The organism is Streptomyces sp. NBC_01210, from assembly GCF_036010325.1.
Taxonomy (GTDB): Bacteria; Actinomycetota; Actinomycetes; order Streptomycetales; family Streptomycetaceae; genus Streptomyces.
The window spans coordinates 7,529,749-7,554,067 of sequence record NZ_CP108549.1 but is presented as its reverse complement, the minus strand read 5'-3'; the positions used below and the strand labels follow the sequence as shown (position 1 = coordinate 7,554,067).

Sequence of the window (24,319 nt, the reverse complement as noted above, 5' to 3'; positions counted from 1 at the left end):
ACCATGGAACACGGTGGGCTCTGCACTGACCAGGGGCTCCGTGGGTCAGTCTTCGGCAAAGGCGCCCACGATCAGGTCGGCGAACATCTCGCCCGCCGTGCCCTCCGGGTCGAGGTCGGGGTCGTAGACGGTCACGTTCAGCCCCACGCAGCGCGGAGAGCGCACCAACACCTTGAGCAGCAAGGCAAGTTCGGGCGGCAGCAGCCCTTCCGGATCAGGGCTGTCGACGGCGGGCATCACGCTCGGATCCAGTACGTCCGCGTCCAGATGCACCCAGAATCCGTCGAGCACCGGCACTTCGAGTGTCTGCACCACGGCCCCCGCGAGCTCCGCCGGGCCCCATTCGCGCAGTCCCCCCACGGTCACCGTCGGGATCTTCAACTCGACGAGCTCGGCACGGTCTTCGTCGAAGGCGTCCCGGATCCCGAACAGCCGCACATCCTCGTCGCGCAGATAGGGCCTGAGCCCCTCCAGATTCGTCAGGTCCTCCTGTCCACGCCCGGTCGCGAGCGCCAGCTCCTCCCCGGCGGCGGCCCCGACCCGTTGGGAGTTGCCGGGGTGCCGGAAGTCTGCGGACGCGTCGACCGAGGCCAGCCCGTATCTGCCGAGACGGCGCAGCGCGAGCGAGGCGCCGAGCTGGATCGAGCAGTCGCCGCCGAGGACCAACGGGAAGTCACCGGCCCGCACATGATGCTCGATCCGGTCGGCGAGACGCCGGGTGTACAGGGCGATGGCGGCGGCGTTGAAGACTCCGTCGCCCTCCTTCCAGTCGCCGCGGTCGTAGCGCGGCGGTACGACGACCCCGCCTTCGAACGCCCCGAGCCGCTGCACGATCCGCTGCTCACGCAGGGCGCCGGCGAGCTTGTAGCAGCCGGGGACGGTGCCCGGGGCCGGGGGCCGCAGACCCAGGTTGGAGGGAGCGTCGACGACCACGATATTCCGCATGCGGTCCATCCTCACCGCCGTACTCTGCATCTTCAATGCGTTTCTCCGGAGTGTTCGACGAGCGGAAGGCAGCGGAAGAGATGAGCACGCGGCACACGTACCGGGTGATCGTGCGCGGGACCTGGGACGGACTGACGGACGAGTCGCGCGGCAGTCTGCTCGCCGACGTGGACAACCACGGCCTCACGCAGATGCGGTTCACCGAGGAGGGCTCGCTCACCTACGACCGTGCGCTCAAGCACTTCTCGGTCCGCTATGTCGTCGTATCGGACGCGGCGGACGGCGAGGAGATGGCCGCAGCGATCGCCGAGGACCGGGCGGAGACGGCGCTGAAGGCTCTCGGCTGCGGCTTCGGCGAACTGCGTTCGACGGCGACCGACATGGACACCATGAAGATCAACCGCAAGGGCCGCTGAAGGCACGGGGCACTGGCACGTCAGCGCTTGAGCATCTCCGCTGTGATGGCCCAGCGCTCGTGGTCGCGCCAGGCCCCGTCGATGTAGAGGAAGTCGGGCGAGAAACCCTCGAGCCGGAAGCCCGCGCCGCGAACGAGTCCGATCGAAGCCTCGTTGTCCGGCTGGATGTTGGCCTCCAGCCGGTGCAGGCCCATCGGGCCGAAGGCGTATCGCAGGACCAGGCCGAGGCCTTCGCCCATCAGACCTCTGCCGACGGCGTGCGCGAAGGCGCCGTAGCCGATCGCCCCGCTGCGGAAGCCGCCTTCGACGATGTTGTTGACGTTGATGAAGCCCGCGATCCGGCCGGAGTCACGCGCGCAGACCAGGAAGCCGGCCTTCGTCGGGTCCTCGATGAGTTTCCGCGCGTACACGGCGTACATCTCCGCCGAGGCCGGCGGAAAGAGCCAGGGCCGGTGGTGCTCGGTGCTCAGGCTCGTCAGCTGTGTGAACTCCTCGCTGTCCTCGTACGCGTAGTGGCGTATGCCGACCCGCGGACCCGCGGCGAGGTAGGGGGCGGCGTTGGAGGTCTCGGGCATCGCGCCAGATTAACCGGCTGCCTCACCCGGCGCGCGTGAGCCGGGCCCTGGCCGCCGAACTTCCTGCTGCTCGGTGCCTCGCTGTGGCTCATGGGACCAGGACGAACGGATCCTGGTCCCATGAGAGCGGTGGAGCGGGCGGTACGGGTGAGCCGTGTCCGTCCGTCAGTGGTGGGCGAGGACCAGCTGCGGCTCCTCCTCCGCCGCGACCGTCTCCGGGTCGGGACGCTGGATCAGCAGCGAGGAGACAACACCGATCGCGAGCAGCGCGAGGGCCGCGTACATCGCGTGCTGGTATCCGGCCTCGGTGGGCCCGTGCGCATCGCTGCCCGCGGTGATCATCGCGGAGGCGATGGCGATGCCGAGCGAGGCTCCGATGCCGAAGCACGCTCCGTTGAGACCGGAGAGCGAGCCGGGCTTGTCCTCGGGCGCCGTCGTGACGGCGAGACCGTTGAGGCCGGTGAGCATGAAGCCGCCGTACGTCACACCGAGCGCGGCCAGCGAGGTCACCAGGATCCACTGGTTGTCCAGGAAGAACGTGGCGAAGACGAAGATCGCGAGGTTGGCGGCGGCGCCGGTGACCACGACCCTGCGCCAGCCGATCTTCGGGCCGAGCCGGCCGGTCAGCGGCGCGGAGATCACACCGATCAGCTGGATGGGCGTGAGGAAGAGGACGGCGGCGGTGACGGCGGACAGACCGAGGCCGACACGGGCGTCCTGAGAGAAGAGCGGAATGGTCAGTGCGACCGCGCCGAAGGCGCCTCCGAGGGTGCAGACCGTGGTGATCAGCAGCGGCCAGGCGCGGCGGGAGGCGAGCACCTCGATGTCGATGACCGGGTTGGCGGCGCTCTTCTGCGAGACGACGAAGAGGACCAGGGCCACGAGGCCGCCGAACAGGAACCCGAGGGTGAGCGGCGAGGTCCAGCCCCAGCTCGCGCCCTGGGCGAGGCCGACGAGGATGCCGGTCAGCCCGAGGGAGAGGGCGGCGATGCCGCGCGCGTCGAAGCGGGCGTCGACGGTGGTGGGCGGGACATCGGGGACGTACTTCCGTACGCCGATCAGGCCCGCGACCGCGATCAGCGTGGAGCAGACGAAGATGCCGCGGAAGCCGATGGTGTCGGCGATCTGGCCGCCGGCGATGGCGTCGACGCCCGCGAGGCCGCCGTTGACGGCGGTGATGATGCCTGCGGCCTTGCCGAAGCCGGCCGGGGTCAGCAGCTGGTTCAGGGTGAGGAAGGCAAGCGTGAACATCGCGGCTGACATGCCCTGGAGGATGCGGCCCGCGATGAAGATCTCGATGTTCGGGGCGAAGACGCTGAGCAGATTGCCGGCGATCAGGACGAACGCGCAGACCACCATCATGGGCTTGCGGCCGCGCTGATCGCTGAGGCGGGCGAGCGTGACCTGGCCGATGGCCGCCATCAGGAAGAAGAGCGTCTGGGAGAGGCCGGCGGCCGCGGTGGTGGTGCCGAGACGCTCGATGACATCGGGCAGCGCGGGGCTGAGCATGGTCGCGTTGATCTGGTAGCCGAGCACGGCCAGCACCATGGCCAGCAGCATGGGCCCGCGGCCCGCCAGATCGGATGGGGCTCCGGAACGTGTCCGGCCGAGCGTGGGTGACATGTCGGCCCCTTTGCCTTGGATGTCATGCCTCGATAGGAACAGCGCAACCAACCTTGTCAGACAAGTTGCGCTCAGACAGACTGGAATCTACGTGCGTAGAACGTCAAGCCCCTCCTGCTGTGAATTAGGCGTGAACCGAAATCGCAGCTCACCCGAGATCCAGCGGCCATTGCTCCGCCGCGCGGGCTCACATAACTTGCTGACAAGTGAGCCGAGGAGGATCAGTGGTAGTCAGCGGGCAGCAGCGAAGGCCGGTCGTCGTCCTGTACGAGCGGATCGCGGACGCCATTCACGAAGGCACCTATCCGCCGGGCTCCACGCTCCCGTCCGAGCCCCGGCTCGCCGCCGAACTGGGGGTCAGCCGGCCCGCGCTGCGCGAGGCACTGCTGCTGCTCCAGGAGGACGGGCTGCTCTCGGTGCGCCGCGGGGTCGGCCGCACCGTCAACGACCGTCCACCGCGCCGCGGCTACGAGCACATCCAGCCGCTGGAGGAGCTGCTGTCCACCGGCTCCCCGCTCCGCGTCCGACCGCTGCTGCGCGCCGTGGAGGAGCCCACCGACTTCACCACCCAGCATCTGCTCGCATCGGCCGGGGCGGAGCTGCGATTCTGGGAGTCACTGCTGGTCGGGGAAGGTACCGCGGCGGCGCTCAGCCAGGAGTGGGCGGCGGCGGAGCAGGTGCTGGACAAGGTGCATCCGGCCTTCGCCGCGGCACTGCGGGCCGCACCCGCACCGGCCACCTCGATGCTCGCGGTGCTGTCCGCGGCCTCGCGCGGTGTGGCGCTCACCGCACACAGCGGGGTGACGGCGACACTGCTCGGGCAGCGCCGCGGAGGGCAGCTGGGCCGGGCGGCCGACACCCCTGCCGTGCTGGTCACACAGGTGGTACGAGTCGAGGACATGCCGATCCTGGCGGCCAAGCACATGCTGCCGACCGGGGCGCCCGCGATGCCCGTACTCCAGTCGAACTGAGCGCTGGGACCGACTGCGGTCGAGCCGGGAGACGGCCGTCACGGCGCCATTCCCGGGACGTGCCGTACACTCCCGGGCCATGCACTTGTCTGACATCCTCCGCGCACCCAAGGCCGTTCTCCACGACCACCTGGACGGCGGTCTGCGCCCCGCCACGATCATCGAGCTGGCCCGGGAGTGCGGCTACCGCGAGCTGCCCACCGAGGACCCGGCCGCGCTCGCGATCTGGTTCCGCGACGCCGCGGACTCCGGCTCGCTCGAGCGGTATCTGGAGACCTTCGCCCACACCTGCGCGGTGATGCAGACCCGCGAGGCGCTGCAGCGGATCGCGGCCGAGTGCGCGGAGGACCTGGCGACGGACGGAGTCGTCTACGCCGAGGTGCGGTACGCCCCCGAGCAGCATCTGGAGCGCGGTCTGACCCTCGACGAGGTCGTCGACGCGGTCAACGCCGGCTTCCGCGAGGGCGAGCGTCGCAGCGGCGGCCGGATCACGGTCCGCGCTCTGCTCACCGGCATGCGGCACACCGAACGCTCCCTGGAGATAGCCGAGTTGACGGTGGCACACCGCGACCGCGGGGTGGCGGGCTTCGACATCGCGGGCGGCGAGATCGGCAACCCGCCGGCCCGCCACCTGCCCGCCTTCCAGCATCTGAAGCGGCACAACTGCCACTTCACGATCCACGCGGGCGAGGCCGTCGGCGCCGAGTCGATCCACGAGGCGGTGCAGATCTGCGGCGCCGAGCGGGTCGGGCACGGCGTCCGCGTCACCGACGACATCACGGTCCACGACGACGGCACGGCCGACCTGGGCCACCTGGCCGCGTACATACGCGACAACCGCATCGCCCTGGAGGTCTGCCCGACCTCGAACCTCCAGACGGGCGCGGCGAAGGACTACGCCACGCACCCCATCGACCTGCTGCGCCGCCTCGGCTTCCGCGTCACTCTCAACACGGACAACCGCCTGGTCTCCGGCACCACCATGAGCCAGGAGTTCCAGCACATGGTGGACGCCTTCGGCTACGGCCCGGAGGTCTTCGAGGAGTTCACGGTCGCCGCGGTCGAGTCGGCGTTCCTGCCGCTGCCGGAGCGCCGTCGGCTGATCGACGAGGTGATCCGGCCGGGGTACGCGGCGCTCGGCCGGTAACCCCGGAGGACCCCGGCGGCTGATCCGCTGATACAGCCGCCGGTCCGGGTGCGGATGTCCTTCACCGTCCTGCGCCCGAGGTCCGCAACCTCGCCCTGTCAAAGGGGAGTTGGAGCACACGACGGCGTCAGACCAGCGCGGGCACCTCGAGCGTCAGCGTGCACGCGTCCGCGTCCAGCACCGCCGGCACCCCGAACGGCAACGTCAACGCGGGCACCCCGTGCCCGAAGCCGAACTCCTCCACGACCGGCACGCCAAGGCCGCCGAGCCGGTTCTGCAGCACCGCACGCACCCGCTCGTACGGACCGCACTCCGCCCACGAGCCGAGCGCGACACCCGCCACGCCCTCCAGCCAGCCGGAGCGCAGAAGTTGGGTGAGGACCCGGTCGAGCCGGTAGTCCTCCTCCCCCACGTCCTCGATCAGCAGCAGACCGCCGCGGGCCGAGGTGCGGGCCTGCGGTGTACCGAGATCGGCGGCGAGCAGAGAGACACAGCCGCCGAGCGTGATGCCGCGGGCCCGGCCGGGGACCATCGTGCGGGCGGTCTCCAGGCCGAGCGTCCGGACCGACTCGGGCTCGAAGAGCGTGGCACGCAGCGACTCCTGGGTGCGGGTGTCCTTGAGGAAAGCCGCCGCGCCGGCCATGGGACCGTGCAGCGTGGCCAGCCCCATCCGCATGGCGAAAGCCTCGTGGAGGGCCGTTATGTCGCTGTAGCCGACGAGGATCTTGGGGCCGGCCGCGCGGATCGCCGTCCAGTCGAGGAGATCGACCATGCGTTGTGCGCCGTATCCGCCGCGGGCGCAGATCACCGCGGAGACGGACGGATCGCACCAGGCCTCGGTCAGGTCCCGGGCCCGTTCCTCGTCCGAGCCGGCGAGATACGAGAGCTCCGGGTGCCGGCCGCGGACATGAGGCATCACGACCGGAACCAGGTCCCAGTTCCGCAGGATCTCCAAGCCCGCTTCGAGCCGCTCTCCGGGGACGGGTCCGCTGGGCGCGACGACGGCGACCCTGGCCCCCGGCCTCAGTCGCGCGGGCCGGGTCAGGGATCGGGGGCCCGGGAGTTGTACCCCGGCAGGACGCGGCAGGGTCACTTCTTGAGCTCCAGCGGGGGGACGTCGCGGCGGATGATGCCGAAGGTCTGGGCGTAGAGAGAGAGTTCGGACTCGAGCGCGCGGACCATCGTGTCGGCCCTGCGGAAGCCATGGCCCTCGCCCTCGAAGGCGATGAACGCGTGCGGGACGCCGCGGCCCGCCATCTGTGCCAGGAACCGCTCGCACTGCACGGGCGGGCAGATCACGTCGTCGAGGCCCTGCAGCAGCAGGAACGGCGTGGTGATCCGGTCGACGTGCTGCAGCGGCGAGCGCTCGCGGTAGCGGCCGGGGACTTCGGCGAGCGGGCCGATCAGCGTTTCCAGGTACTGCGACTCGAAGTCATGGGTCCCGTCGGTGGCCCAGCTCGTCAGGTCGAGGATCGGATAGATGATGGTGCCGCAGGCGTAGACGTCGGTGCTGGTGAGGGAGGCGGCAGCGGTCCAGCCGCCCGCGCTGCCGCCGCGGATGGCGAGCCGCGCCGGGTCCGCCGTGCCTTCGGCGGCCAGTGTCTCGGCGACAGCCGCGCAGTCCTCGACGTCGACGACGCCCCACTGTTCGCGCAGCCGGTTGCGGTACTGCCTGCCGTAGCCGGTGGAGCCGCCGTAGTTGACCTCGGCGACGCCGATGCCGCGCGAGGTGAAGTAGGCGATCTCGAGGTCGAGGACGAGCGGGGCATGACCGGTGGGGCCGCCGTGCGCCCACACCACGAAGGGCGGCAGTTCGTCGTCGGGCGCGATCCGGTCCGGGCTGTGCGGCGGATAGATATGGGCGTGGACCTCGCGGTTGTCGGGGCCGACGAAGGTACGGATCTGCGGCTCCGGGTAGTACACCGGGTCCACCGGGTCGTCGTGCGCCGAGCCTATGACCCGGGTCCGCCCGGTACGGGTGTCGAGCTCGACGACCTCGTACGCGCTGCGCGGGCTGGCCGCGACCCCGATCGCCCGGTCACCGTGCACGGCGAGGGTGGACGACCACTCGGTCCAGGGTCCGGCGGCGTCGACGAGCTCGCCGGTCTCCGGGTCGAGAATCCCCAGCGCGGTGGCGCCCTTGCCGTGGATGACGGCGATCAGCCCGTTCTCCAGGGGGTGGAACCACTTGAGGCCGATCTTCCACAGCGGCCCGCCGAACTCCTCCCCGCGGCCGGGACAGAGACCGGTGCGCGGAACGACCCCGGGCACCGGCCCCTCGAGCCGGATGCGCTGCAGCTCCCACCAGTTGCCGAGGTCGGAGACGAAGAGCAGCGAGCCGTCCGGGGCCCAGTCGACCTGGGCGACCGACTCGTCCGTCTCCCCGACGACGGGCCGCACACCGCCGAACGGGCCGCTCTCCGTCACCTCGCCGAGCATCACCACCGAGCCGTCCCACGGCATCTGCGGATGGTCCCAGGCGATCCAGGCGGCGTGGCGCCCGTCCGGCGAGAGCCGCGGCCCGGTGACGAAGCGGTGCCGGTCGTCGGAGAGCTCCCGCACCGCGGCACGGTCCTCGACGGCCGAGCCGTCCAGCGGCACGGCCGCGATAACCCGGCGTACGTCCGTGGGCGCCGCGCCGGTGAACTCCTCGAGTACGCACCAGACTTCACCACGGTCCAGCCGGAGCTGCGGGTCGACCCAGCGCAGGCCGCCGCCGAGTGCCGACACCGGCGTGAGCGGACGGGGCTCGGCCTCGGGCGTGTCCGGCTCGTACACGTACAGCCGCTGGTCGGGGAAGTGGACAAAGACGATGAGCGGGCCGCCTTCGGCGCGCAGGGCTCCGGCCCAGGGCTGGCCCCCGTACTCGATGACCCTGCTGCGGACGTTCCACGGGGCCGGGAGCACCGACTCCTCGCCGCCGTCGACCCGTCTGCGCATCAGGGCCCGCCTGCCGCCCTCGGCGGGGCGTGGCGCGGTCCACCACACCTCGTCGCCGACCATGCCGAGATACTCCGGGCGCCCGTCGTGCGAGGCGGCAAGCGCCGCGTCGATCGGTGAAGGCCAGGTTCCGTAGGCTCCCGTGGGTACCATTGCCGATTCCCCCTAGGCCCTATGCGGACCGCAGATAGTGGTCGAGAACCTTTACGCCGAAGTGCAGTGCCTCGACCGGGACGCGCTCGTCGACCCCGTGGAACAGAGCCGCGTAGTCGAAGCCCACGGGCAGCTTCAGCGGCGAGAAGCCGTAGCCGGTGATGCCGAGCCGGGAGAACTGCTTGGCGTCGGTGCCGCCGGGCATGCAGTACGGCACGACATGGCCGGCCGGGTCGAAGCGCTCGACGGCCGCCCGCAGCTTGGCGTAGGTCGGGGAGTCGACGGGGGCCTGCAGAGCCGCCTCGCGGTGGTGGAACTCCCACTCGACGTCCGGTCCGGTCAGCCGGTCCATCGTGTCGTGGAACTCGGCCTCGCCGCCGGGCAGCATCCGCCCGTCGACATACGCGATGGCGTGCCCGGGAATGACGTTGATCTTGTAACCGGCTTCCAGCATCGTCGGGTTGGCGCTGTTGCGCACGGTCGGCTCGACCAACGCGGCGGCCGGGCCGAGCTTCGCCATCAGCGCGTCCACGTCGAAGCCGTCCGCGTGCACATCGGTCTCGATGCCGTGCAGTACGGCGAGCTCGGCCAGCGCGGCCCGTACGGTCGGGGTGAGACGCACCGGCCACTGATGCTCGCCGATCCGGGCGACGGCCGCGGCCAGCCGGCTCACCGCATTGGCACGGTTGACCTTGGAGCCATGGCCGGCCGTGCCCCGCGCGGTGAGTTTGAGCCATGCCGTGCCGCGCTCTCCGGCCGCGATCGGGTAGAGCGTCATCCCGGGTCCCGCGTGGAAGCTGAAGGCCCCCGACTCGCTGATCCCCTCCGTACAGCCCTCGAACAGGCCGGGATGGCGGTCGGCGAGGAAGCCTGAGCCGTCGACGGCGCTGGCCTCCTCGTCGGCGGTGTACGCGATGACGATGTCGCGCCGGGGCCTGATGCCCGCGCGCGCCCATGCCCGTACGACCGCGAGGACCATCGCGTCCATGTTCTTCATGTCGACCGCGCCCCGGCCCCACACCACGCCGTCGCGGACCTCTCCGGAGAAGGGGTGCACGGACCAGTCGGCGGGCTCTGCGGGCACCACGTCCAGATGGCCGTGGACGAGGAGCGCGTCGGCGGACGGGTCGGTGCCCTCGATCCGGGCGACGACATTGGTGCGCCCGGGCGTGCGCTCCAGCAGGGTGGGTTCGGGGCCGGCGCCGGCCAGCCGCTCGGCGACATACTCCGCGGCGGGCCGCTCCTGGCAGTCCCCGCCGCCGCGGTTGGTGGTGTCGATGCGGATCAGCTCGGAGGTGAAGGTGACCACCTCGTCGAGTGCCCGGCTGTCCATGGGCGTTGTCACGTCAGCCATACTGCTCCTCCACCGCCGCGGAGACGATCGTCGTGACCGCTTTGAAGGTGCGAATGGCCTCATACATCGTCTCGCTGGTGTACGCGACACGTCGCTCACCGCTGCCTGTCACCCCGGGGACGACCGTCGCGGCCGCTGCGAGGTGCTCCGCGTCGAACTCCAGCTCCACGGTGAACGGGCCACCGCGCACCGGCTCGTGCCGTACGGCGAGTGCCGCGGACTCCTTCGCGGCGGCGCGGATGTCGGAGGCGGTACGGGCCGGAGTGCGGCACACCGCCGCGTACCGCGACACATGGTCCTTCACCGCGACCTTGCGGGCGTCCGGCGCATAGCCGCCGGCATCCACGCAGGTCAGGTCGTCGCCGGTGACCAGCACCACCGGTACGCCGTACTCCGCGACGACATGGGCGTTGAGCAGACCCTCGCTCGCCCGCGCGCCGTTCAGCCACACACCGGTGATGGAGTTGGCGAGGTAGGTGTGTGCGAGCACGCCCTCCGTGCCCGCGCCGGTGTGGTAGCCGACGAAGGCGATGCCGTCCACGTCGCCGTGCTGCACGCCTTCCACCATGGACAGTGACTTGTGCTTGCCGGTGAGCATCTGGGCCCGCTCGTCGAGCCGCTCGAGCAGGAGATTGCGCATGGTCCAGTGCGCTTCGTTGATGAGCACATCATCGGCACCACCGTCGAAGAAACCGAGGGCCGCCGCGTTCACATCGGAGGTGAACATGGACCGGCAGCGCTCCCACTGGGGGGTGCCGGGCAGCACATCGGCCGGCCAGGTCACACCGGTGGCGCCTTCCATGTCGGCGCTGATGAGGATCTTCACGGCATCACGGTACGCGTCGGCGAACGCCCGGGCCAGGACTGTTGACAGTGCCGGAGGTCCGGTCCGCCGAACGCCGGTCCGGTCGGCCACGGGAGTCCGGTCGGCCGCCGAAACGAAGGGCCCTACGCCTCCTGTCCGGCGCTCTCCCGCCGACGGCGGCGGCGCACGACAAGCCCTCCGGCCCTTGCCGACGCCAGGATCCCGTCCGCCGCCGCACCGGGTGCGGAGCCCAGCAGCGGAAGCGGGGCAAGACCGGCGACGGCCGCGGCGCGGGCTGCTCCGCGGAACACGGCACTCCTCCCGTCGGCGGTTGCCCGACCGGGAAGAGGCAGGGTCGGGCGTTACCCGTTCCTGCCGACGATCAGCCATTTCGAGGGAAGCTCGATACGCGAGCCGTCCGACGCGTACTCCGTTGTCGTCAGCGGCAGTTCACCTCGAGCGATCACCCCGAGACCCGCCGTGGTGAAGAACTCCGCCACGTCCGCGTCGGGCACCGAACCCGGCTGGAGGCCGTGGCGGAACACCGGCTCAAGCTTCGGCGGCGGTCCCGCCGGTGCCTGCGCCAGGGTCCTCAGTTGCTGCCCGGCCGCCTCCGCGAGCTCCACCACAAAGGCGCGTCCACGCTCACCCACCAGTAGGGCGATCGAGTCGGCCAGCGCCTGCCGGTCCTCCGCGTCGCACTGGTGGAGCACCCCGCGCATATAGACATTGGTGTCGCCGAGCTCGGCGTGCAGCTGCGCCACCATCGCCCCGTCCACCGCGTCGATCTCCCGGAACCGCGTCTCGCTCTGTTTGTCCTGCCGTCTGGCCAGCTCGATCGCGGCGGCCGACAGGTCCACGCCGAGCACCTGGGGGAAGCGGTCGGCCAGGAAACGGGTCTGTGTGCCGTTGCCGCAGCCGAGATCCACCAGAGTCAGCCCGGGATCCGTCACATGCGGTTCGTAGACCGCGAGATGGGGCCCCGCGGTGAGTGCCGGCTCCGCATCCCAGAAGACCTCGCCCGGCTCGCCGGAGGCCTCGTTCCAGAAGCCCTCCCAGGCGTCCTTGTACCGACTCGCAACGCTCATGACCAGCTCCCCAGGATATGACACGACGTCAAGATCGGTCTATCGCTCACGAGTTACGGCGACAAGTGCCCGGCGCATTCCTTTACGTGGCGTTCGAGCCCACAGCCGAGTCCGCGGCGAGTCCGCGGCCGAGCCCGCACCCCGCCCCGAGGGCGGCTACGGCAGCGCCAGCTCGAACCAGACCGTCTTGCCGTCGGCCGTCCGGCTGGTGCCCCACTCCCGCGCCAGGCTGCTCACCACGCGCAGTCCCCGGCCCAGTTCGGCGTCGGGGCGGGCGTCGAGCAGCGTCGGCAGAGTGTGGTCCTCGTCGGCCACTTCACACAGCAGGGATCCGGCCCGTACCAGCCGCAGCTCCGCGCGACGGCCCTGCGCGTGCCGCACCGCGTTGGTGACCACTTCGCTGACCAGCAGCTCCACGGTCTCCGTCAGATCAGCGAGTCCCCAGGACCGCAGCTGTCCGCGGACCAGCCGCCGGGCCCGCGCCGCTTCGCGCGGCTCCGGCGACAGCTCCCAGGCCGCCACCGACTCGGCCTCGATGCCGTTCAGCCGGGCCATCAGCAGGGCGACGTCGTCCTTGCGTCCGCCTCGTACGTTCAGCGAGCGGATAATGGTGTCGCAGGCGTCGTCCATGGAGGCGGCGGGATGGGCCGCGGATTCGCAGAGCGTCGCAAGCCCGACTCCTATGTCCTCGCCACGGACCTCCACCAGGCCGTCCGTGCACATCACGAGGCGGTCGCCGGGCGCCACGGGCACTCGTACGCTCTCGAACGGCACTCCGCCGACGCCGATCGGCGCACCGGTCGGCAGTTCCAGCAGCTCGCTGCGCCCGTCCGCCGCGCGGACGATCACCGGGGGCACATGGCCGGCGTTCGCCATCCGGAGTTCATTGCGGATCGGGTCGTAGACCGCATACAGACAGGTCGCGAGGTAATGCTCGCCGAGGCGCTGGGCGAGGTCGTCGAGGTTCCGCAGGAGCTGCTCGGGTGGCAGGTCCAGGGCGGCCATGGTCTGTACCGCCGTACGCAACTGGCCCATCATCGCGGCGGAGTTGAGCCCGTGCCCCATCACATCGCCCACCACCAGCGCGGTGCGCGAGCCGGGCAGCTTGACGGAGTCGAACCAGTCGCCGCCGACCCGCCCCAGCAGGGTGCCCGGCAGATAGCGTGTGGCGGTGTCGCAGCCGGCCATCCGCGGGTTGACCTGCGGCAGCATCGAGTCCTGGAGGGTCTCGGCCACACTCTCCTGGTAGGTGTACATACGGGCGTTGTCGAGGACGAGCCCGGCGCGGGCGGCCAGTTCGGCCCCGGTGACCCGGTCCATGTCGTTGAACAGAGCGCGCTCCGCATGGCGCAGCAGGATCATGAAGCCCAGCACCACATTGCGCGCCTTCAGCGGCACGACGAGCATCGAACGGTTGGTGATCAGCGGCCGGATGTCGCGCTTCTCGAACTGCGAGGCGATGGCATTGCCCATCTGCTCGCTGATACGCGGCACCAGCACCGGATCGCCGGTGGTCATGCACTGGAAGAACGGGGTGCGCTCGGGGAACGGCATGGATTCGCCGACCGGCACCACATCGTCCCAGCGGCCCGGCTCGTCCACATGCTCGACGGCGACGCGGTGCCACATGGTGGTCGCGTCCGGCGGTCCGGCGGGGAAGCCCTCGCCCGCGATGACCTGTCACGCAGATAGGTGCCGGCGACATCGGTGAAGCGCGGCACGACGGCCGCGCTGACTTCCTGAATGGTACGGGCGAGGTCGAGCGAGGAACCGATGCGGCCGCTGACCTCGTTGAGGAATTCGAGCCGCTCGCGGACCGCGGCGTACTCGAGATCCTGCTGAAGATCGGCGGTGTCGACCGGCTGCCCCGCCGCTGCCGCCTCCTCTGCGGCCCGTTGCCGCGCCTTGCGCTCCCTACGCCTGGGGACACCCCAGTCCGGGGTGACCGGCACCCGGTCGTGATGGCTGAACTCGAGCACGGGATAGCCCAGGTCCAGGATCTGGGAGACGATCCGCGCCGACTCCTGGACGCTCATGCTCGGCAGGATCTCGGGGAGCCGGCGCGCCAGCTCGTCGGAGCCGGGAAACTCGGTGTGCAGGGCGAATCCGGGCGCGATGCGCTCGACACTCTCGTCCTCGGCGCCGAACTGCGCGGCGTCCGCGGCCAGTACGAGCAGACGCTCGTCGCCCGGACCGATCATGGGGTACGCCCACCACAGCACATCGACCCGGTCGCATCCGGCTTCGGAGAGGCGGGCCCGGCCGGCCGCGGGGTAGGAGGTGAGGCCGTTCAGCGAGGCGTCGAGGCCGGGGCCCAGACCGCCGTAGTCGTGGTACGCCTCGTACTCACCGTCCCCCGCGAGCGCGCCGGTGACCGGGAGCAGTTCGACGGCGGGCTGTCCCACCGCCTGCTCCCTGGTGGGGCCGAAGAGTCGCTTCGCACCGGTCGACCAGTGCGACACCAAGCCGTCGCCGTCCACGACGACCACGGCGAGCGGAATCCGGCCGGCCACGGGGTGCTCCCGTGGCGGTGTCGGCGGAACACCACTGTCCATGAGTGGGAGGCTCCTTCCCCGCCGCCAGGATCTGCGGCCTTGCCTCTACGGTACGGCGCGGCGCAGGAAGCACGCCGGGGAACGCCGAAATGGGGTGGTGCACCCCCGCGCAAAACTGATGAATTGTCAGTCCTCGTGCCCCAGCTGGAGATCGCGCTCGGCCCGTCCGCCGCCCGCGACCTGCAGAACTGTCGCGACCGGCGGATAACCCGCCGCGATCACCGTGTACTCCCCCGACGACAGATCCACGAACCGGAAGCTGCCGTCGGGGCCCGTGGTGAGGGTGTCCACCACATTGCCCGCCGCGTCGAGCAGCGTGACCCGCGCGTCCTCGACCGGACGGCCGCCACCGGCCCGTACGGTGCCGCGCAGCACGGCTCCGCCCGCGAGCTCGATGTCCTGCCGGGTCTCGCGGGACGCCTGCACGCTCACGGTCTGCGCGGCGGGGCGGAAGGCGGGCGCGCTCGCGGCCAGTGTGTACTCCCCGGCCACCAACTCCGTGATCGCGTATCCGCCTTCGCGGCCGCTGCGGGTGGTGACGACGACGTCGCCGCGTACGTCGGTGAGGGTGACGGCGGCGTCGCGTACCGGCGATCCGTCGGCCGTGACGACGGTCCCGGCGAGCCTGCCCGCGCCGCCGAGGACCACATCGAGCTCGACTGGCCGCTCGCCGACGGTCACGGTGACGGCCTGCGGCTGGTGCCCGCCGGCCGCCGCGATCATGACGTACGAGCCGGCGCCCGGCACGCTGAGCGCGTACCGCCCGTCCTCGCCGCTCGCGCCGCGTCCGATCTGCTGTCCCTGTACGTCGATGAGGGTCAGGGCGGCGCGCGGGACGGTGCTGCCGTCGTGGTGCTGGACGGTGCCGCAGACCGGGACGCCGGAGGTGTACGCGGGCGTGGTGCGCGCGGCGCGCGCGGTGCGGGCCGACGGGACGGAGGCGGAGGTGACAGCGGGCTCGGCGGCCTGGGCGTTCTGGGACACCAGCGGTTTCTCCTTGAGGAAGAAGGCGATGAAGAGGCCGAGCGCGAGCACCGGCACGAAATAGAGGAAGATCCGCGGCATCGCGTCCGCGTACGCCTGGATGTAGGCGTCACGCAGCGCGGGCTCCATCGCGTGGACCATCTGCGGAGTGATGGAATCGACGTTCGGAATGGACTGAGTGGGCAGGCCCGCGCCGGCCGGGAGGCGGTCGGTGAGCGCGTCCGTGAGCCGGTTGGCGAAGAGCGTGCCGAAGACGGCGGCGCCGACGCTGCCGCCGATCTGCCGGAAGTAGTTGTTGGCGCTGGTGGCGGTGCCGAGGTCGGCGGGCGCTACGGCGTTCTGCACGGCGAGGATCAGCACCGGCAGCACCAGTCCGATGCCGACGCCGAGCACGGCCTGCCAGATGCTGTGGTCGAGCCGGGGCGTGTCGGCCTCAAGGCGCGACAGCAGCCACATACCGACGGCCGAGATCGCGCTGCCGAGGACGGGGTAGATCTTGTAACGCCCGGTACGGCTGATGAGTCGGCCGGAGATGATCGAGGCTCCGACGATGCCGCCCATCATCGGGAGCATCAGCAGCCCGGACTCGGTGGCGCTGGCTCCGTCGACCATCTGGATGAACGTCGGCAGATAGCCGGCCACGCCGAAGAGTGCGACGCCGACGATGGCGCCGACGAGGCTGGTGACGGTGAAGATCGAGTCGCGGAACAGCCGGAGCGGGATGATCGGTTCAGGGGCGAAGGACTCAACGACCAGGAAGAGCAGGATGGTTCCCGCAGCCCCGGCCGCCAGTCCCAGAATGACGCGCGAGCCCCACGCGTACTCGGTACCGCCCCAACTGGTCAGCAGGACGAGGCAGGTGGACGCGGCGGCGAGCAACAGCGCGCCGAGGACGTCGAGCCGGGCTCTGGCAGCAGGCTTCGGGAGCTTCAGCACCGCGGTGACCACAATCAGGGTGACCAGGCCGAAGGGGACGTTGAAGTAGAAGCACCAGCGCCAGGAGGCGTGGTCGGTGAAGAAGCCGCCGAGCAGTGGTCCCGCGACGGAGGCGAGTCCGAAGGCGGCGCCGATGAGGCCCATGAAACGGCCGCGTTTCCGGGGCGGCACGATGTCCGCGATGATCGCCTGCACGCCGATCATGAGGCCGCCGGCACCGATGCCCTGGATGGCGCGGAAGGCGATGAGCTGGTCCATGCTCTGCGACCGGCCGGCCAGCGCGGAGCCGATGACGAAGACGACGATCGCGAACTGGAAGACGCCCTTGCGGCCGAAGAGATCACCCAGTTTGCCGTAGATGGGCAGGCCGATGGTGGCGGTGAGGAGATAGGCGGTGATCGCCCAGGGCATCCGGTCCAGGCCCTGCAGTTCACCGACGATCTTCGGGAGGGCGGTGGCGACGATCATCTGCTCGAGCGCGGCGAGCAGCAGCGCGAGCATCAGCCCGATGAAGACGAGGCGTACGCGGCGCGGGCTGAGCGCGGTGGCCTCGGCCGGTCCGGCAGGGGGAGGCGGTGCAGCCGCGGCCGGAGCCGTCTGCTCGTCCTTCACCAGAGTGATGCCGCCCACGTATCTGCTCCCCTCGTCACACCTGCGCGGCGTAATTCTTCGCATTCCGCACCAAGGGGGAGCAAGCGGGGCGTTATCCGTGCCGGGGGCGCACGACCGGGCCCAACTGGCTCTGACGGGGCGCACTTCGGGCGCTCAACAGGGGCTTTCCCGCGACCCATGGCGCGCGGGGCGCATCACGGCGCCGCGGGGAAAACCACTCGAAACGGTGAGCGTTACAGCAACCCCGCGGGGCTACTTCACCGGCTACTTCTCGACCTCGGCCGCCAGCTTGGCGAGCAGCGCGTCGTAGATCCGGCCAAGTCCCTTGGGGGCGAAGGTCTTCTCGAAGAAGCCGCCGATGCCGCCCGCGCCGTTCCAGGCGGTGCTGACGACGGCCTTCGACCTGCCCTCGCCGGCCGGGGTGACGGTCCAGGTGGTGACCATCGAGGAGTTGCGGTCCTTCTCGACCAGTTGGCCGTCGGTCGGCTCGGTCACCTCGAGCAGGCAGTCGCGGATCCGCTTGCTGGTCGCCTGGAGCTTCCAGTGGACGAGAGTGCCCTCGCCGTCGCCGCCCTCACGGACCTCGTACTCGCTGAAGTGCTCGGGCAGCAGCTTGGCGCGGGTGTTCTCGTAGTCGGCCAGCGCATCGAACACCTTCTCCGCGTCCGCCGCGATGATCCGTTCCGTGGTGGCCTCGACCTGCGCCATTCGCGTTCCTCCAGCACTCGGTTCTTCGGGGGTGCCGCTAGCCAATCACCTCGGGTCCGGCCTCCCAAATCCAGGGTCACCGCGCCGTGTGGGTTCACCTGCGGGCATCCGGGGTCCCCCCGATACGGAACAGCGTTGCAAGCGATCAAGGGAACATGTGTTCTATTCTGTGGGCCAGTGCTACTGAGGAGGCGCTCATGCGCTGGGACAATCTGGTCGAGAACCCCACGATGGCCGGAGACACCGCGCTTTTCGCTACGTCCGCGGTGACCACCAGGACCTTCGACACCCCCGAATTCCGGGGCATCACCTTCCACGAGATCCGCGCCCGTTCGATCCTGAACCGGGTGCCGGGCGCCTCACGAATGCCGTTCGAGTGGACGGTCAATCCCTATCGGGGCTGCACGCACGCCTGTGTGTACTGCTTCGCCCGCAAGACCCACAGCTATCTGGACCTCGACACCGGGCTCGGGTTCGACTCCCAGATCGTTGTGAAGATCAACGCGCCGGAGCTGCTGCGCCGACAGCTGGCGTCCCGGCGGTGGCAGGGTGCTCATATCGCCATGGGGACGAACGTCGACTGCTATCAGCGGGCGGAAGGGCGCTACCGGCTGATGCCGGGCATCATCACCGCTCTGCGCGACCATGCGAACCCGTTCTCCATTCTCACCAAGGGCACGCTGATCCTTCGCGATCTGGAGCTGCTGCGGCAGGCTGCGGAGGTGACCGAGGTCGGGATCTCCGTCTCGGTCGGCTTCACCGACCCCGAGCTGTGGCGCACGGTCGAGCCGGGCACACCCTCGCCGGAGCGGCGCCTCGACGTCGTACACACCCTCACCGAGCACGGCATCGGCTGCGGGGTGCTGATGGCGCCGGTCATCCCGTTCCTCGGCGACCACCCGGACCAACTCCGCGCGACCGTACGGGCGATCGCCGCGGCCGGAGCGACGTCGGTGACGCCGCTCGTCCTTCATCTGCGGCCGGGTGCGCGCGAGTGGTTCATGGCGTGGCTGGCACAGCATCATCCGCATCTGGTACGGCGTTACGAGCGGCTGTACGCGGAGGGAGCGTATGCGCCGAAGTGGTACCAGCGCCGGATCACGCGCCATGTCCATGAACTGGCCCGGGAGTTCGGCATAGGCCCGGCCGACCGGGGTGTCCCGCGGCGGATCCCGGTACCGGAGGAGCCGGAGCTCGCAGCGCCGGAGCCGACGCAGCTGACTCTGCTCTGAGGCGGGCGGGCCGGGAAATCGTTCGGGATTGTCAGTGGTGTGCGCAAGGATGAACGCATGGCTTCGCGACTCACGCATGTACAGGCTCCCGAAGGTGTGGCTCCCGGCACGGGATACAGCCATGTCGTCTGGGGCACCGGCCGATTCGTGGCGATTTCGGGGCAGTGCGCCTTCGACCAGGACGGCAAGGTCGTGGGCGAGGGAGACCCGGCGGCACAGGCGCGGCAGATCTTCGAGAACCTCCGCCGCTGTCTGGCCGCGGCGGGCGCTTCCTTCGACGATGTGGTCAAGCTGACGTACTTCGTCACCGATGTCGCGCACCTTCCGGCGGTCCGTGCGGCGCGGGACGAGGTGATCGACGCCGCACGGCTGCCGGCCAGCTCGGCGGTCCAGGTGGCGGCCCTGTTCCGGCCCGAACTGCTCGTCGAGATCGAGGCGTTCGCGATCACCGGAGAGGAGGGCTAGCGGATGCCGGTACATATACGGGACATGGGCATCGACGACTGCGAAGCGGTCGCTACGGTCCGGGTCCGGGGCTGGCAGCACGCATACGCCGGGTTGATGCCGTCGTCGTATCTGGACGCGATGAGCATCGAGGAGGACGCGGCGAAGCGCCGCGCCTTCCTCACGAGGGGTGGCAGGCGGGTGACCAATGTGGTCGCCGAGCGGGACGGCGAAGTGGTCGGGTGGGGCTGCTGCGGACCGAGCCGGGACGAGGACGCGACGGCGGGTATCTGCGAGCTGTACGCGATCTACGTGCTGCCGGAACAGATGTCCACGGGCGTGGGCCGGGCGCTGATGGCGGAGCTGACGGAGCGGGCCACCGCTGACGGGTTCCCTGAGATGCGGCTCTGGGTCCTCAAGGAGAACGACCGCGCCCGCAGCTTCTACGAGAAGGCGGGCTTCACACCCGACGGCGCGGAGGAGCCGTTCGAGGTGGACGGCGTTGCGGTCCCGGAGGTTCGGTACGTCCGCACCCTGTCCGCGTAGAGCCATACGCGGTCGGGCGCGAGCCCGCGCCACCGGGCGGCCGCACCCAGCCGCGCCGCCCAGCCGGTCGGCTCGGCCCCTCGGCCCAGCCGCCCACCTCTCGGCCCCTCAGCCCAGCCGGGCCAGTGCCGCCTCCGCCGCCGCCATGAGCCGGGGGTGCGTGCAGGCCGAGCGGAGGATGCCGGCCGCTCGTTTGTCGCCCAGTGCGCCGAGGCCCTCGACGCAGGCCAGGGCCACCCGCCAGTGCGGGTCGCCAGGAGCGAGCCTGCGTCTCAGGACGGTGATCAGCGCCGGTACGGACTCCGGTGCGCGCAGCCGCGTGAGCAGCCGGACCGGGAGCAGGGCGTAGGCGACGCGCAGCTCATTCGTGGCGAGCGCGGCCGCCGCCCGGGGCGTACGGGGGTCGTTCAGCCTCGCCAGTGCGTGTGCCGCCGAGACACAGCGCGCGGGATCGCGGTGGTTGAGGAGCAGTACCAGCGCCTCGAAGGCCCGCCGGTCCCCCGCACAGCCCAGCCGGAAAGCGGCGATCTCCCGTGCCCACAGAGGCCGTTCATGTTCGGTGAGGACTCCGGCGAGCTCCTCCCGGTCCTCGGTCACCAGTAGTCGTTCATACGCCACCGAGCCGCCCGACTCACCGCGCAGCCGCCCCGCGAGCGACCGTAACTCCTCGTCCATGGCGGCCAGCGTATCGGCGAGAGACCGGCGAAGGACCTGCCAGGAACCGACCAGGGATCAACCAGGGATCAACCAGAGGCCGGCCGAAACCGGCCAGAGACCGGCGAGAGACAGCCACGGACCGGCGATCCAGATCACACCCGCCCAGGTCTGGCGTGCTCGTTACTAGCGAGTTAATCTCAGGTGAGCGGGTAACCCCCGCAGCTCACGGTGGCCTGGTGACGCAGCCGCCGCGAGTGCTTTGTCGGTTCGGTAGTTCTGCACCACGTACGACGTGACTCAGGGACAGAGTCCGTCGGCGCCGCACCACGAGACGCAGTTGCCGTGCGCCGAATTTCCGTGCGCGGTTCTGCGCAGTCATGCCGCCAGGCACGCGCCCTTCGGCGTTCCCGCTCGCGCGCGCTCCTCATCAGTCGTCACTCATCCCTGGAGTCCCCCGATGGACACCCCTCTCCACACCATTGCCGTCGTCGGCCTCGGCACCATGGGCACCGGCATCGCCGAAGTCCTCGCCCACGCCGGCCGTGAGGTCATCGGCATCGACATCAGCGACAGCGCGGCCCACCACGCCGTCACCGCGCTCGAGACCTCCACCGCCCGCGCCGTGGAGCGCGAGCGGATCACCGAGGAGGAGCGCCGGAACACCCTCGCCCGCTTCCGTACCTTCTCCGATCTGCACGCCGCGGCCGAGGCCGATCTCGTGATCGAGGTCGTGCCCGAGTCGTACGAGGCCAAGCAGCAGGTCTTCCGTGCGCTGGACGCGATCGTCCGCCCGGACGCGATCCTCGCCACCGGCACCAACGCCCTCTCGGTGACCCGGCTCGCCGCCGACTCCCAGCACCCGGAGCGCGTGCTCGGCCTGCACTTCTTCAATCCGGCCCCCGCCATGAAGCTCGTCGAGGTCGTCTCCTCGGTGCTGACCTCCCCGCTCGCTGTCGAGACCGTCACCGCGCTCGCCCGCGAGCTCGGCAAGGAGCCCGTCGCGGTCGGCGACCGCCCCGGTTTCGTCGCGGACGGTCTGCTGTTCGGCTACCTCAACCAGGCCGCCGCGATGTACGAGGCCAAGTACGCCTCCCGCGAGGACATCGACGCCGCGATGAAGCTCGGCTGCGGACTGCCGATGGGCCCGCTCGCCCTGCTCGACCTGATCGGCATCGACACCGCCCGTACCGTCCTGGAGGCGATGTATGCCGAGTCCCACGACCGGCTGCACGCACCCTCCCCCATCCTCAAGCAGCTCAGCGAGGCGGGCCTGACCGGCCGCAAGTCGGGCCGCGGCTTCTACTCGTACGCCGCTCCCGGCACCTCGGTGCTGGTCCCGGACGCCCTCACGCCTCAGCCGGAAGCGGCGGCGTCGGCCGGCCGCGAGGTCCGCTCCGTCGGCGTGGCCGGCTCCGGCACCATGGCGAGCGGAATCGCGGAGGTCTTCGCCAAGGCCGGTTACGACGTCGTGCTCGCCGCCCGCAGCCCGGAGAAGGCGGAGACCGCGAAGGCCCGTATCGCCAAGTCCCTTGCGCGCTCGGTCGACAAGGGCCGGATGACGACCGAGGCCAGTGCGGCGACCCTGGCCCGGATCACACCGGCCGGTTCGCTCGACGCCTTCGCCGAGGTCGACCTCGCCGTCGAGGCCGTGGCCGAGGATCTGGAGATCAAGCAGGCGCTCTTCGCCACCCTCGACAAGATCTGCAAGGAGGGTGCGGTGCTCGCCACCACCACCTCCTCGCTGCCCGTCGTCGCCTGTGCCCGCGCCACCTCGCGCCCGCAGGACGTCATCGGGATGCACTTCTTCAACCCGGCCCCGGCGATGAAGCTGGTCGAGGTGGTCCGTACGGTGCTGACCTCCGACGAGGTCCACGCCACCGTCCGCGAGGTCACCACGAAGATCAAGAAGCACCCGGTGGACTGCGGTGACCGGGCCGGCTTCATCGTCAACGCCCTGCTCTTCCCGTACCTCAACAACGCGATCAAGATGGTCGAGGAGCACTACGCCACGCTCGACGACATTGACGCCGCGATGAAGCTGGGCGGCGGCTACCCGATGGGCCCCTTCGAGCTCCTCGACGTGGTGGGGCTCGATGTCTCGCTCGCCATCGAGAAGGTTCTGCACCGCGAATTCCGCGACCCGGGCCTGGCCCCGGCGCCGCTGCTCGAGCACTTGGTGGCTGCGGGCTGCCTCGGCCGCAAGACGGGGCGTGGCTTCCGCGAATATGCCCGGCGCTGATCGCGGCGCGGGCTGGGGTGGGCTGCTCGGCCCTTCGGGCGGCCCGCCCCCGCAGGCGCGCTCTCCTGCACGGATGCAGTACGTTCAGGTCATGCCCCAGCCCGCCAAGCCCACCCGCGCCAAGGCCACTCCCGACGCTCCGGAAAGTGCGGCAGGCAGCCGCGCCGCCGCGCAGCGCCTCAAGATGCGGCGCGAGTTGGCGGCCGCGGCGATGGAGCTGTTCGCGACCAAGGGGTACGAGGCGACGACCGTCGACGAGATCGCGGCCACCGCCGGAGTCGCCCGCCGGACCTTCTTCCGCCACTTCCGTTCCAAGGAAGAGGCGATTTTCCCGGACCACGACGACACGCTGGTACGGGCCGAGGCGGTCCTGAACGCGGCCCCGGCCCATGAGCATCCGCTGGACACCGTCTGCAGGGGAATCAAGGAGGTCATGCGGATGTACGCGGCCTCTCCGGCGGTCTCCGTCGAGCGCTACCGGCTGACCCGTGAGGTTCCCACGCTGCGGGAGCGGGAGATCGCCTCGGTGGCCCGCTACGAGCGGCTGTTCACCCGCTATCTGCTGGGCCACTTCGACGAGCGCGACCACCACGACGGCAACGACGACCCGCTGCTGGCGGAGGTGGCCGCGTCCGCGGTCGTCACGGCGCACAACCATGTGCTGCGCCGCTGGCTGCGGGCGGGCGGCCAGGGCGATGTGGAGTCACAGTTGGACCACGCGTTCGCGATCGTCCGCGACACCTTCGGAACGGGCATCGGGGCGGGCCGCACCGCGCAGGCCGAGCGACCGGGTCCCGCGGCGGTGTCGGCGCGGACCAGTGGCGACGTCCTGGTGACGGTGGCCCGCACCGACGCGCCGCTGGACGAGGTCATGCGCACCATCGAGCGGGCCCTGGGCGACCGCAGGGCCTGACCCCGGGGCTCGCCCCGGACCCGCGCGCCTCAATCGCCGGACGGGCTTGATGTGCCCGGGCATATCCAGCCCGTCCGGCGATTGAGGACACGCCCCAAGTGCGTCAGCCGGACACCCGCACCCGGCCCCGCCGCCTCCTGGCGGTGCGCGCCGGGTCGAACCTCGCCGCGAGACCTGGGTCCGCCCCGCCGGTCAGCAGCCCGGCGACCAGTCGCCGGGCCCAGCATGTTGTGGCCGGTGGCCGGCCGCTCCCCGGATGTGCCGGGTACGCGTCCGATGAGCGGCAGTCCGTCCGCCGTCCTGCACGCCTCGGCCACCGTCGGCGGCGCTCTCCCGCTCGAGCGGTGCGAACGGCTGGTGGAGCTGGTGGCGGGCGGCCGTGCGCCAGGAGCGGTCCCGGTACACGGAGTCAGCGCTCGGCACGCTGCGTGAGTGCGGCGACTGGGCGGCACCGCGCGAGACGTTGATCGCCTGGA

Annotated in this window: 21 protein-coding genes and 1 pseudogene; 9 read left to right on the top strand and 13 right to left on the bottom strand. The window is 70.6% G+C overall.

From position 1 onward, the window contains the following. Positions 1-45 precede the first annotated feature (45 nt). Positions 46-945, bottom strand: coding sequence for an arginase family protein (locus OG735_RS34020; protein ID WP_327326979.1), 900 nt, complete (start codon positions 943-945; stop codon positions 46-48). A gap of 80 nt (positions 946-1,025) precedes the next feature. On the opposite strand from OG735_RS34020, the gene OG735_RS34015 reads away from it, so the two are divergent. Further along, on the top strand, positions 1,026-1,361 hold the full coding sequence (locus OG735_RS34015) for a DUF6204 family protein (RefSeq protein ID WP_327328548.1): 336 nt from the start codon (positions 1,026-1,028) through the stop codon (positions 1,359-1,361). 20 nt (positions 1,362-1,381) lie between these two features. Here the strand turns inward: OG735_RS34015 and OG735_RS34010 are convergent, their stop codons facing one another. Next, the gene (locus tag OG735_RS34010) at positions 1,382-1,936 is read right to left on the bottom strand and encodes a GNAT family N-acetyltransferase (RefSeq protein WP_327326978.1); all 555 of its coding nucleotides are present in this window, start codon (positions 1,934-1,936) and stop codon (positions 1,382-1,384) included. Between the two features lie 165 nt (positions 1,937-2,101). Further along, positions 2,102-3,559 (bottom strand): MFS transporter, encoded by a 1,458-nt coding sequence (locus tag OG735_RS34005; protein ID WP_327326977.1) that lies wholly within the window; start codon positions 3,557-3,559, stop codon positions 2,102-2,104. 224 nt (positions 3,560-3,783) lie between these two features. Here OG735_RS34005 and OG735_RS34000 point away from each other — a divergent pair, with 224 nt between their 5' ends. After that, a complete protein-coding gene (locus tag OG735_RS34000) occupies positions 3,784-4,530 on the top strand; it encodes a GntR family transcriptional regulator (RefSeq protein ID WP_327326976.1) in 747 nt (248 codons plus the stop codon). Between the two features lie 79 nt (positions 4,531-4,609). After that, positions 4,610-5,677 carry an adenosine deaminase gene (locus OG735_RS33995; protein WP_327326975.1) on the top strand — a complete coding sequence of 356 codons (1,068 nt, stop codon included), beginning with the start codon at positions 4,610-4,612 and terminating at the stop codon, positions 5,675-5,677. Positions 5,678-5,804: 127 nt separating this feature from the next. Here the strand turns inward: OG735_RS33995 and OG735_RS33990 are convergent, their stop codons facing one another. From OG735_RS33990 to OG735_RS33950, 9 genes and pseudogenes are all read right to left on the bottom strand, one after another. Further along, positions 5,805-6,764: a S66 peptidase family protein gene (locus tag OG735_RS33990; protein WP_327328547.1), complete on the bottom strand. Its 960-nt coding sequence runs from the start codon at positions 6,762-6,764 to the stop codon at positions 5,805-5,807. 2 nt (positions 6,765-6,766) lie between these two features. Further along, positions 6,767-8,770, bottom strand: coding sequence for a S9 family peptidase (locus OG735_RS33985; protein WP_327326974.1), 2,004 nt, complete (start codon positions 8,768-8,770; stop codon positions 6,767-6,769). 19 nt (positions 8,771-8,789) lie between these two features. After that, positions 8,790-10,124: a M20/M25/M40 family metallo-hydrolase gene (locus OG735_RS33980; RefSeq protein WP_327326973.1), complete on the bottom strand. Its 1,335-nt coding sequence runs from the start codon at positions 10,122-10,124 to the stop codon at positions 8,790-8,792. Then, on the bottom strand, positions 10,117-10,950 hold the full coding sequence (locus OG735_RS33975) for a M55 family metallopeptidase (RefSeq protein ID WP_327326972.1): 834 nt from the start codon (positions 10,948-10,950) through the stop codon (positions 10,117-10,119). Before OG735_RS33975 ends, OG735_RS33980 begins: the two co-directional genes overlap by 8 nt. Before the next feature lie 122 nt (positions 10,951-11,072). Next, positions 11,073-11,240 (bottom strand): hypothetical protein, encoded by a 168-nt coding sequence (locus tag OG735_RS33970; protein WP_327326971.1) that lies wholly within the window; start codon positions 11,238-11,240, stop codon positions 11,073-11,075. A gap of 51 nt (positions 11,241-11,291) precedes the next feature. Then, positions 11,292-12,017, bottom strand: coding sequence for a class I SAM-dependent methyltransferase (locus OG735_RS33965; RefSeq protein ID WP_327326970.1), 726 nt, complete (start codon positions 12,015-12,017; stop codon positions 11,292-11,294). Between the two features lie 156 nt (positions 12,018-12,173). After that, positions 12,174-14,572: pseudogene (locus OG735_RS33960) on the bottom strand (ATP-binding SpoIIE family protein phosphatase). Between the two features lie 126 nt (positions 14,573-14,698). Continuing rightward, positions 14,699-17,122 (bottom strand): MFS transporter, encoded by a 2,424-nt coding sequence (locus OG735_RS33955; RefSeq protein ID WP_327326969.1) that lies wholly within the window; start codon positions 17,120-17,122, stop codon positions 14,699-14,701. 246 nt (positions 17,123-17,368) lie between these two features. Further along, positions 17,369-17,812, bottom strand: coding sequence for an SRPBCC family protein (locus OG735_RS33950; protein ID WP_327326968.1), 444 nt, complete (start codon positions 17,810-17,812; stop codon positions 17,369-17,371). A gap of 197 nt (positions 17,813-18,009) precedes the next feature. On the opposite strand from OG735_RS33950, the gene OG735_RS33945 reads away from it, so the two are divergent. From OG735_RS33945 to OG735_RS33935, 3 genes are read left to right on the top strand one after another with little or no spacing between them, the layout of a single operon-like run. After that, positions 18,010-19,044, top strand: a complete 1,035-nt coding sequence (locus tag OG735_RS33945; RefSeq protein ID WP_327326967.1) for an Rv2578c family radical SAM protein — start codon at positions 18,010-18,012, stop codon at positions 19,042-19,044. A gap of 57 nt (positions 19,045-19,101) precedes the next feature. After that, positions 19,102-19,509, top strand: a complete 408-nt coding sequence (locus OG735_RS33940) for a RidA family protein (RefSeq protein ID WP_327326966.1) — start codon at positions 19,102-19,104, stop codon at positions 19,507-19,509. 3 nt (positions 19,510-19,512) lie between these two features. Beyond that, positions 19,513-20,034, top strand: a complete 522-nt coding sequence (locus OG735_RS33935; RefSeq protein WP_327326965.1) for a GNAT family N-acetyltransferase — start codon at positions 19,513-19,515, stop codon at positions 20,032-20,034. A gap of 108 nt (positions 20,035-20,142) precedes the next feature. Here OG735_RS33935 and OG735_RS33930 read toward each other — a convergent pair whose 3' ends face one another. After that, positions 20,143-20,709 (bottom strand): adenylosuccinate lyase, encoded by a 567-nt coding sequence (locus tag OG735_RS33930; RefSeq protein ID WP_327326964.1) that lies wholly within the window; start codon positions 20,707-20,709, stop codon positions 20,143-20,145. 439 nt (positions 20,710-21,148) lie between these two features. On the opposite strand from OG735_RS33930, the gene OG735_RS33925 reads away from it, so the two are divergent. From OG735_RS33925 to OG735_RS33915, 3 genes are all read left to right on the top strand, one after another. Further along, positions 21,149-22,930, top strand: a complete 1,782-nt coding sequence (locus OG735_RS33925) for a 3-hydroxyacyl-CoA dehydrogenase family protein (protein WP_327326963.1) — start codon at positions 21,149-21,151, stop codon at positions 22,928-22,930. A gap of 91 nt (positions 22,931-23,021) precedes the next feature. After that, positions 23,022-23,843, top strand: coding sequence for a TetR family transcriptional regulator (locus OG735_RS33920; RefSeq protein WP_327326962.1), 822 nt, complete (start codon positions 23,022-23,024; stop codon positions 23,841-23,843). Positions 23,844-24,080: 237 nt separating this feature from the next. Next, on the top strand, positions 24,081-24,275 hold the full coding sequence (locus OG735_RS33915; protein ID WP_327326961.1) for a hypothetical protein: 195 nt from the start codon (positions 24,081-24,083) through the stop codon (positions 24,273-24,275). Positions 24,276-24,319: the final 44 nt, after the last annotated feature.

Coding starts and splice junctions, on each gene's coding strand:
- OG735_RS34020 (WP_327326979.1), bottom strand. CDS start 945: ATGCGGAATATCGTGGTCGTCGACGCTCCCTCCAACCTGGGTCTGCGG.
- OG735_RS34005 (WP_327326977.1), bottom strand. CDS start 3,559: ATGTCACCCACGCTCGGCCGGACACGTTCCGGAGCCCCATCCGATCTG.
- OG735_RS33965 (WP_327326970.1), bottom strand. CDS start 12,017: ATGAGCGTTGCGAGTCGGTACAAGGACGCCTGGGAGGGCTTCTGGAAC.
- OG735_RS33940 (WP_327326966.1), top strand. CDS start 19,102: ATGGCTTCGCGACTCACGCATGTACAGGCTCCCGAAGGTGTGGCTCCC.
- OG735_RS33945 (WP_327326967.1), top strand. CDS start 18,010: ATGCGCTGGGACAATCTGGTCGAGAACCCCACGATGGCCGGAGACACC.
- OG735_RS33950 (WP_327326968.1), bottom strand. CDS start 17,812: ATGGCGCAGGTCGAGGCCACCACGGAACGGATCATCGCGGCGGACGCG.
- OG735_RS33930 (WP_327326964.1), bottom strand. CDS start 20,709: ATGGACGAGGAGTTACGGTCGCTCGCGGGGCGGCTGCGCGGTGAGTCG.
- OG735_RS33995 (WP_327326975.1), top strand. CDS start 4,610: ATGCACTTGTCTGACATCCTCCGCGCACCCAAGGCCGTTCTCCACGAC.
- OG735_RS34010 (WP_327326978.1), bottom strand. CDS start 1,936: ATGCCCGAGACCTCCAACGCCGCCCCCTACCTCGCCGCGGGTCCGCGG.
- OG735_RS34015 (WP_327328548.1), top strand. CDS start 1,026: ATGAGCACGCGGCACACGTACCGGGTGATCGTGCGCGGGACCTGGGAC.
- OG735_RS33935 (WP_327326965.1), top strand. CDS start 19,513: ATGCCGGTACATATACGGGACATGGGCATCGACGACTGCGAAGCGGTC.
- OG735_RS33925 (WP_327326963.1), top strand. CDS start 21,149: ATGGACACCCCTCTCCACACCATTGCCGTCGTCGGCCTCGGCACCATG.
- OG735_RS33985 (WP_327326974.1), bottom strand. CDS start 8,770: ATGGTACCCACGGGAGCCTACGGAACCTGGCCTTCACCGATCGACGCG.
- OG735_RS33980 (WP_327326973.1), bottom strand. CDS start 10,124: ATGGCTGACGTGACAACGCCCATGGACAGCCGGGCACTCGACGAGGTG.
- OG735_RS33920 (WP_327326962.1), top strand. CDS start 23,022: ATGCCCCAGCCCGCCAAGCCCACCCGCGCCAAGGCCACTCCCGACGCT.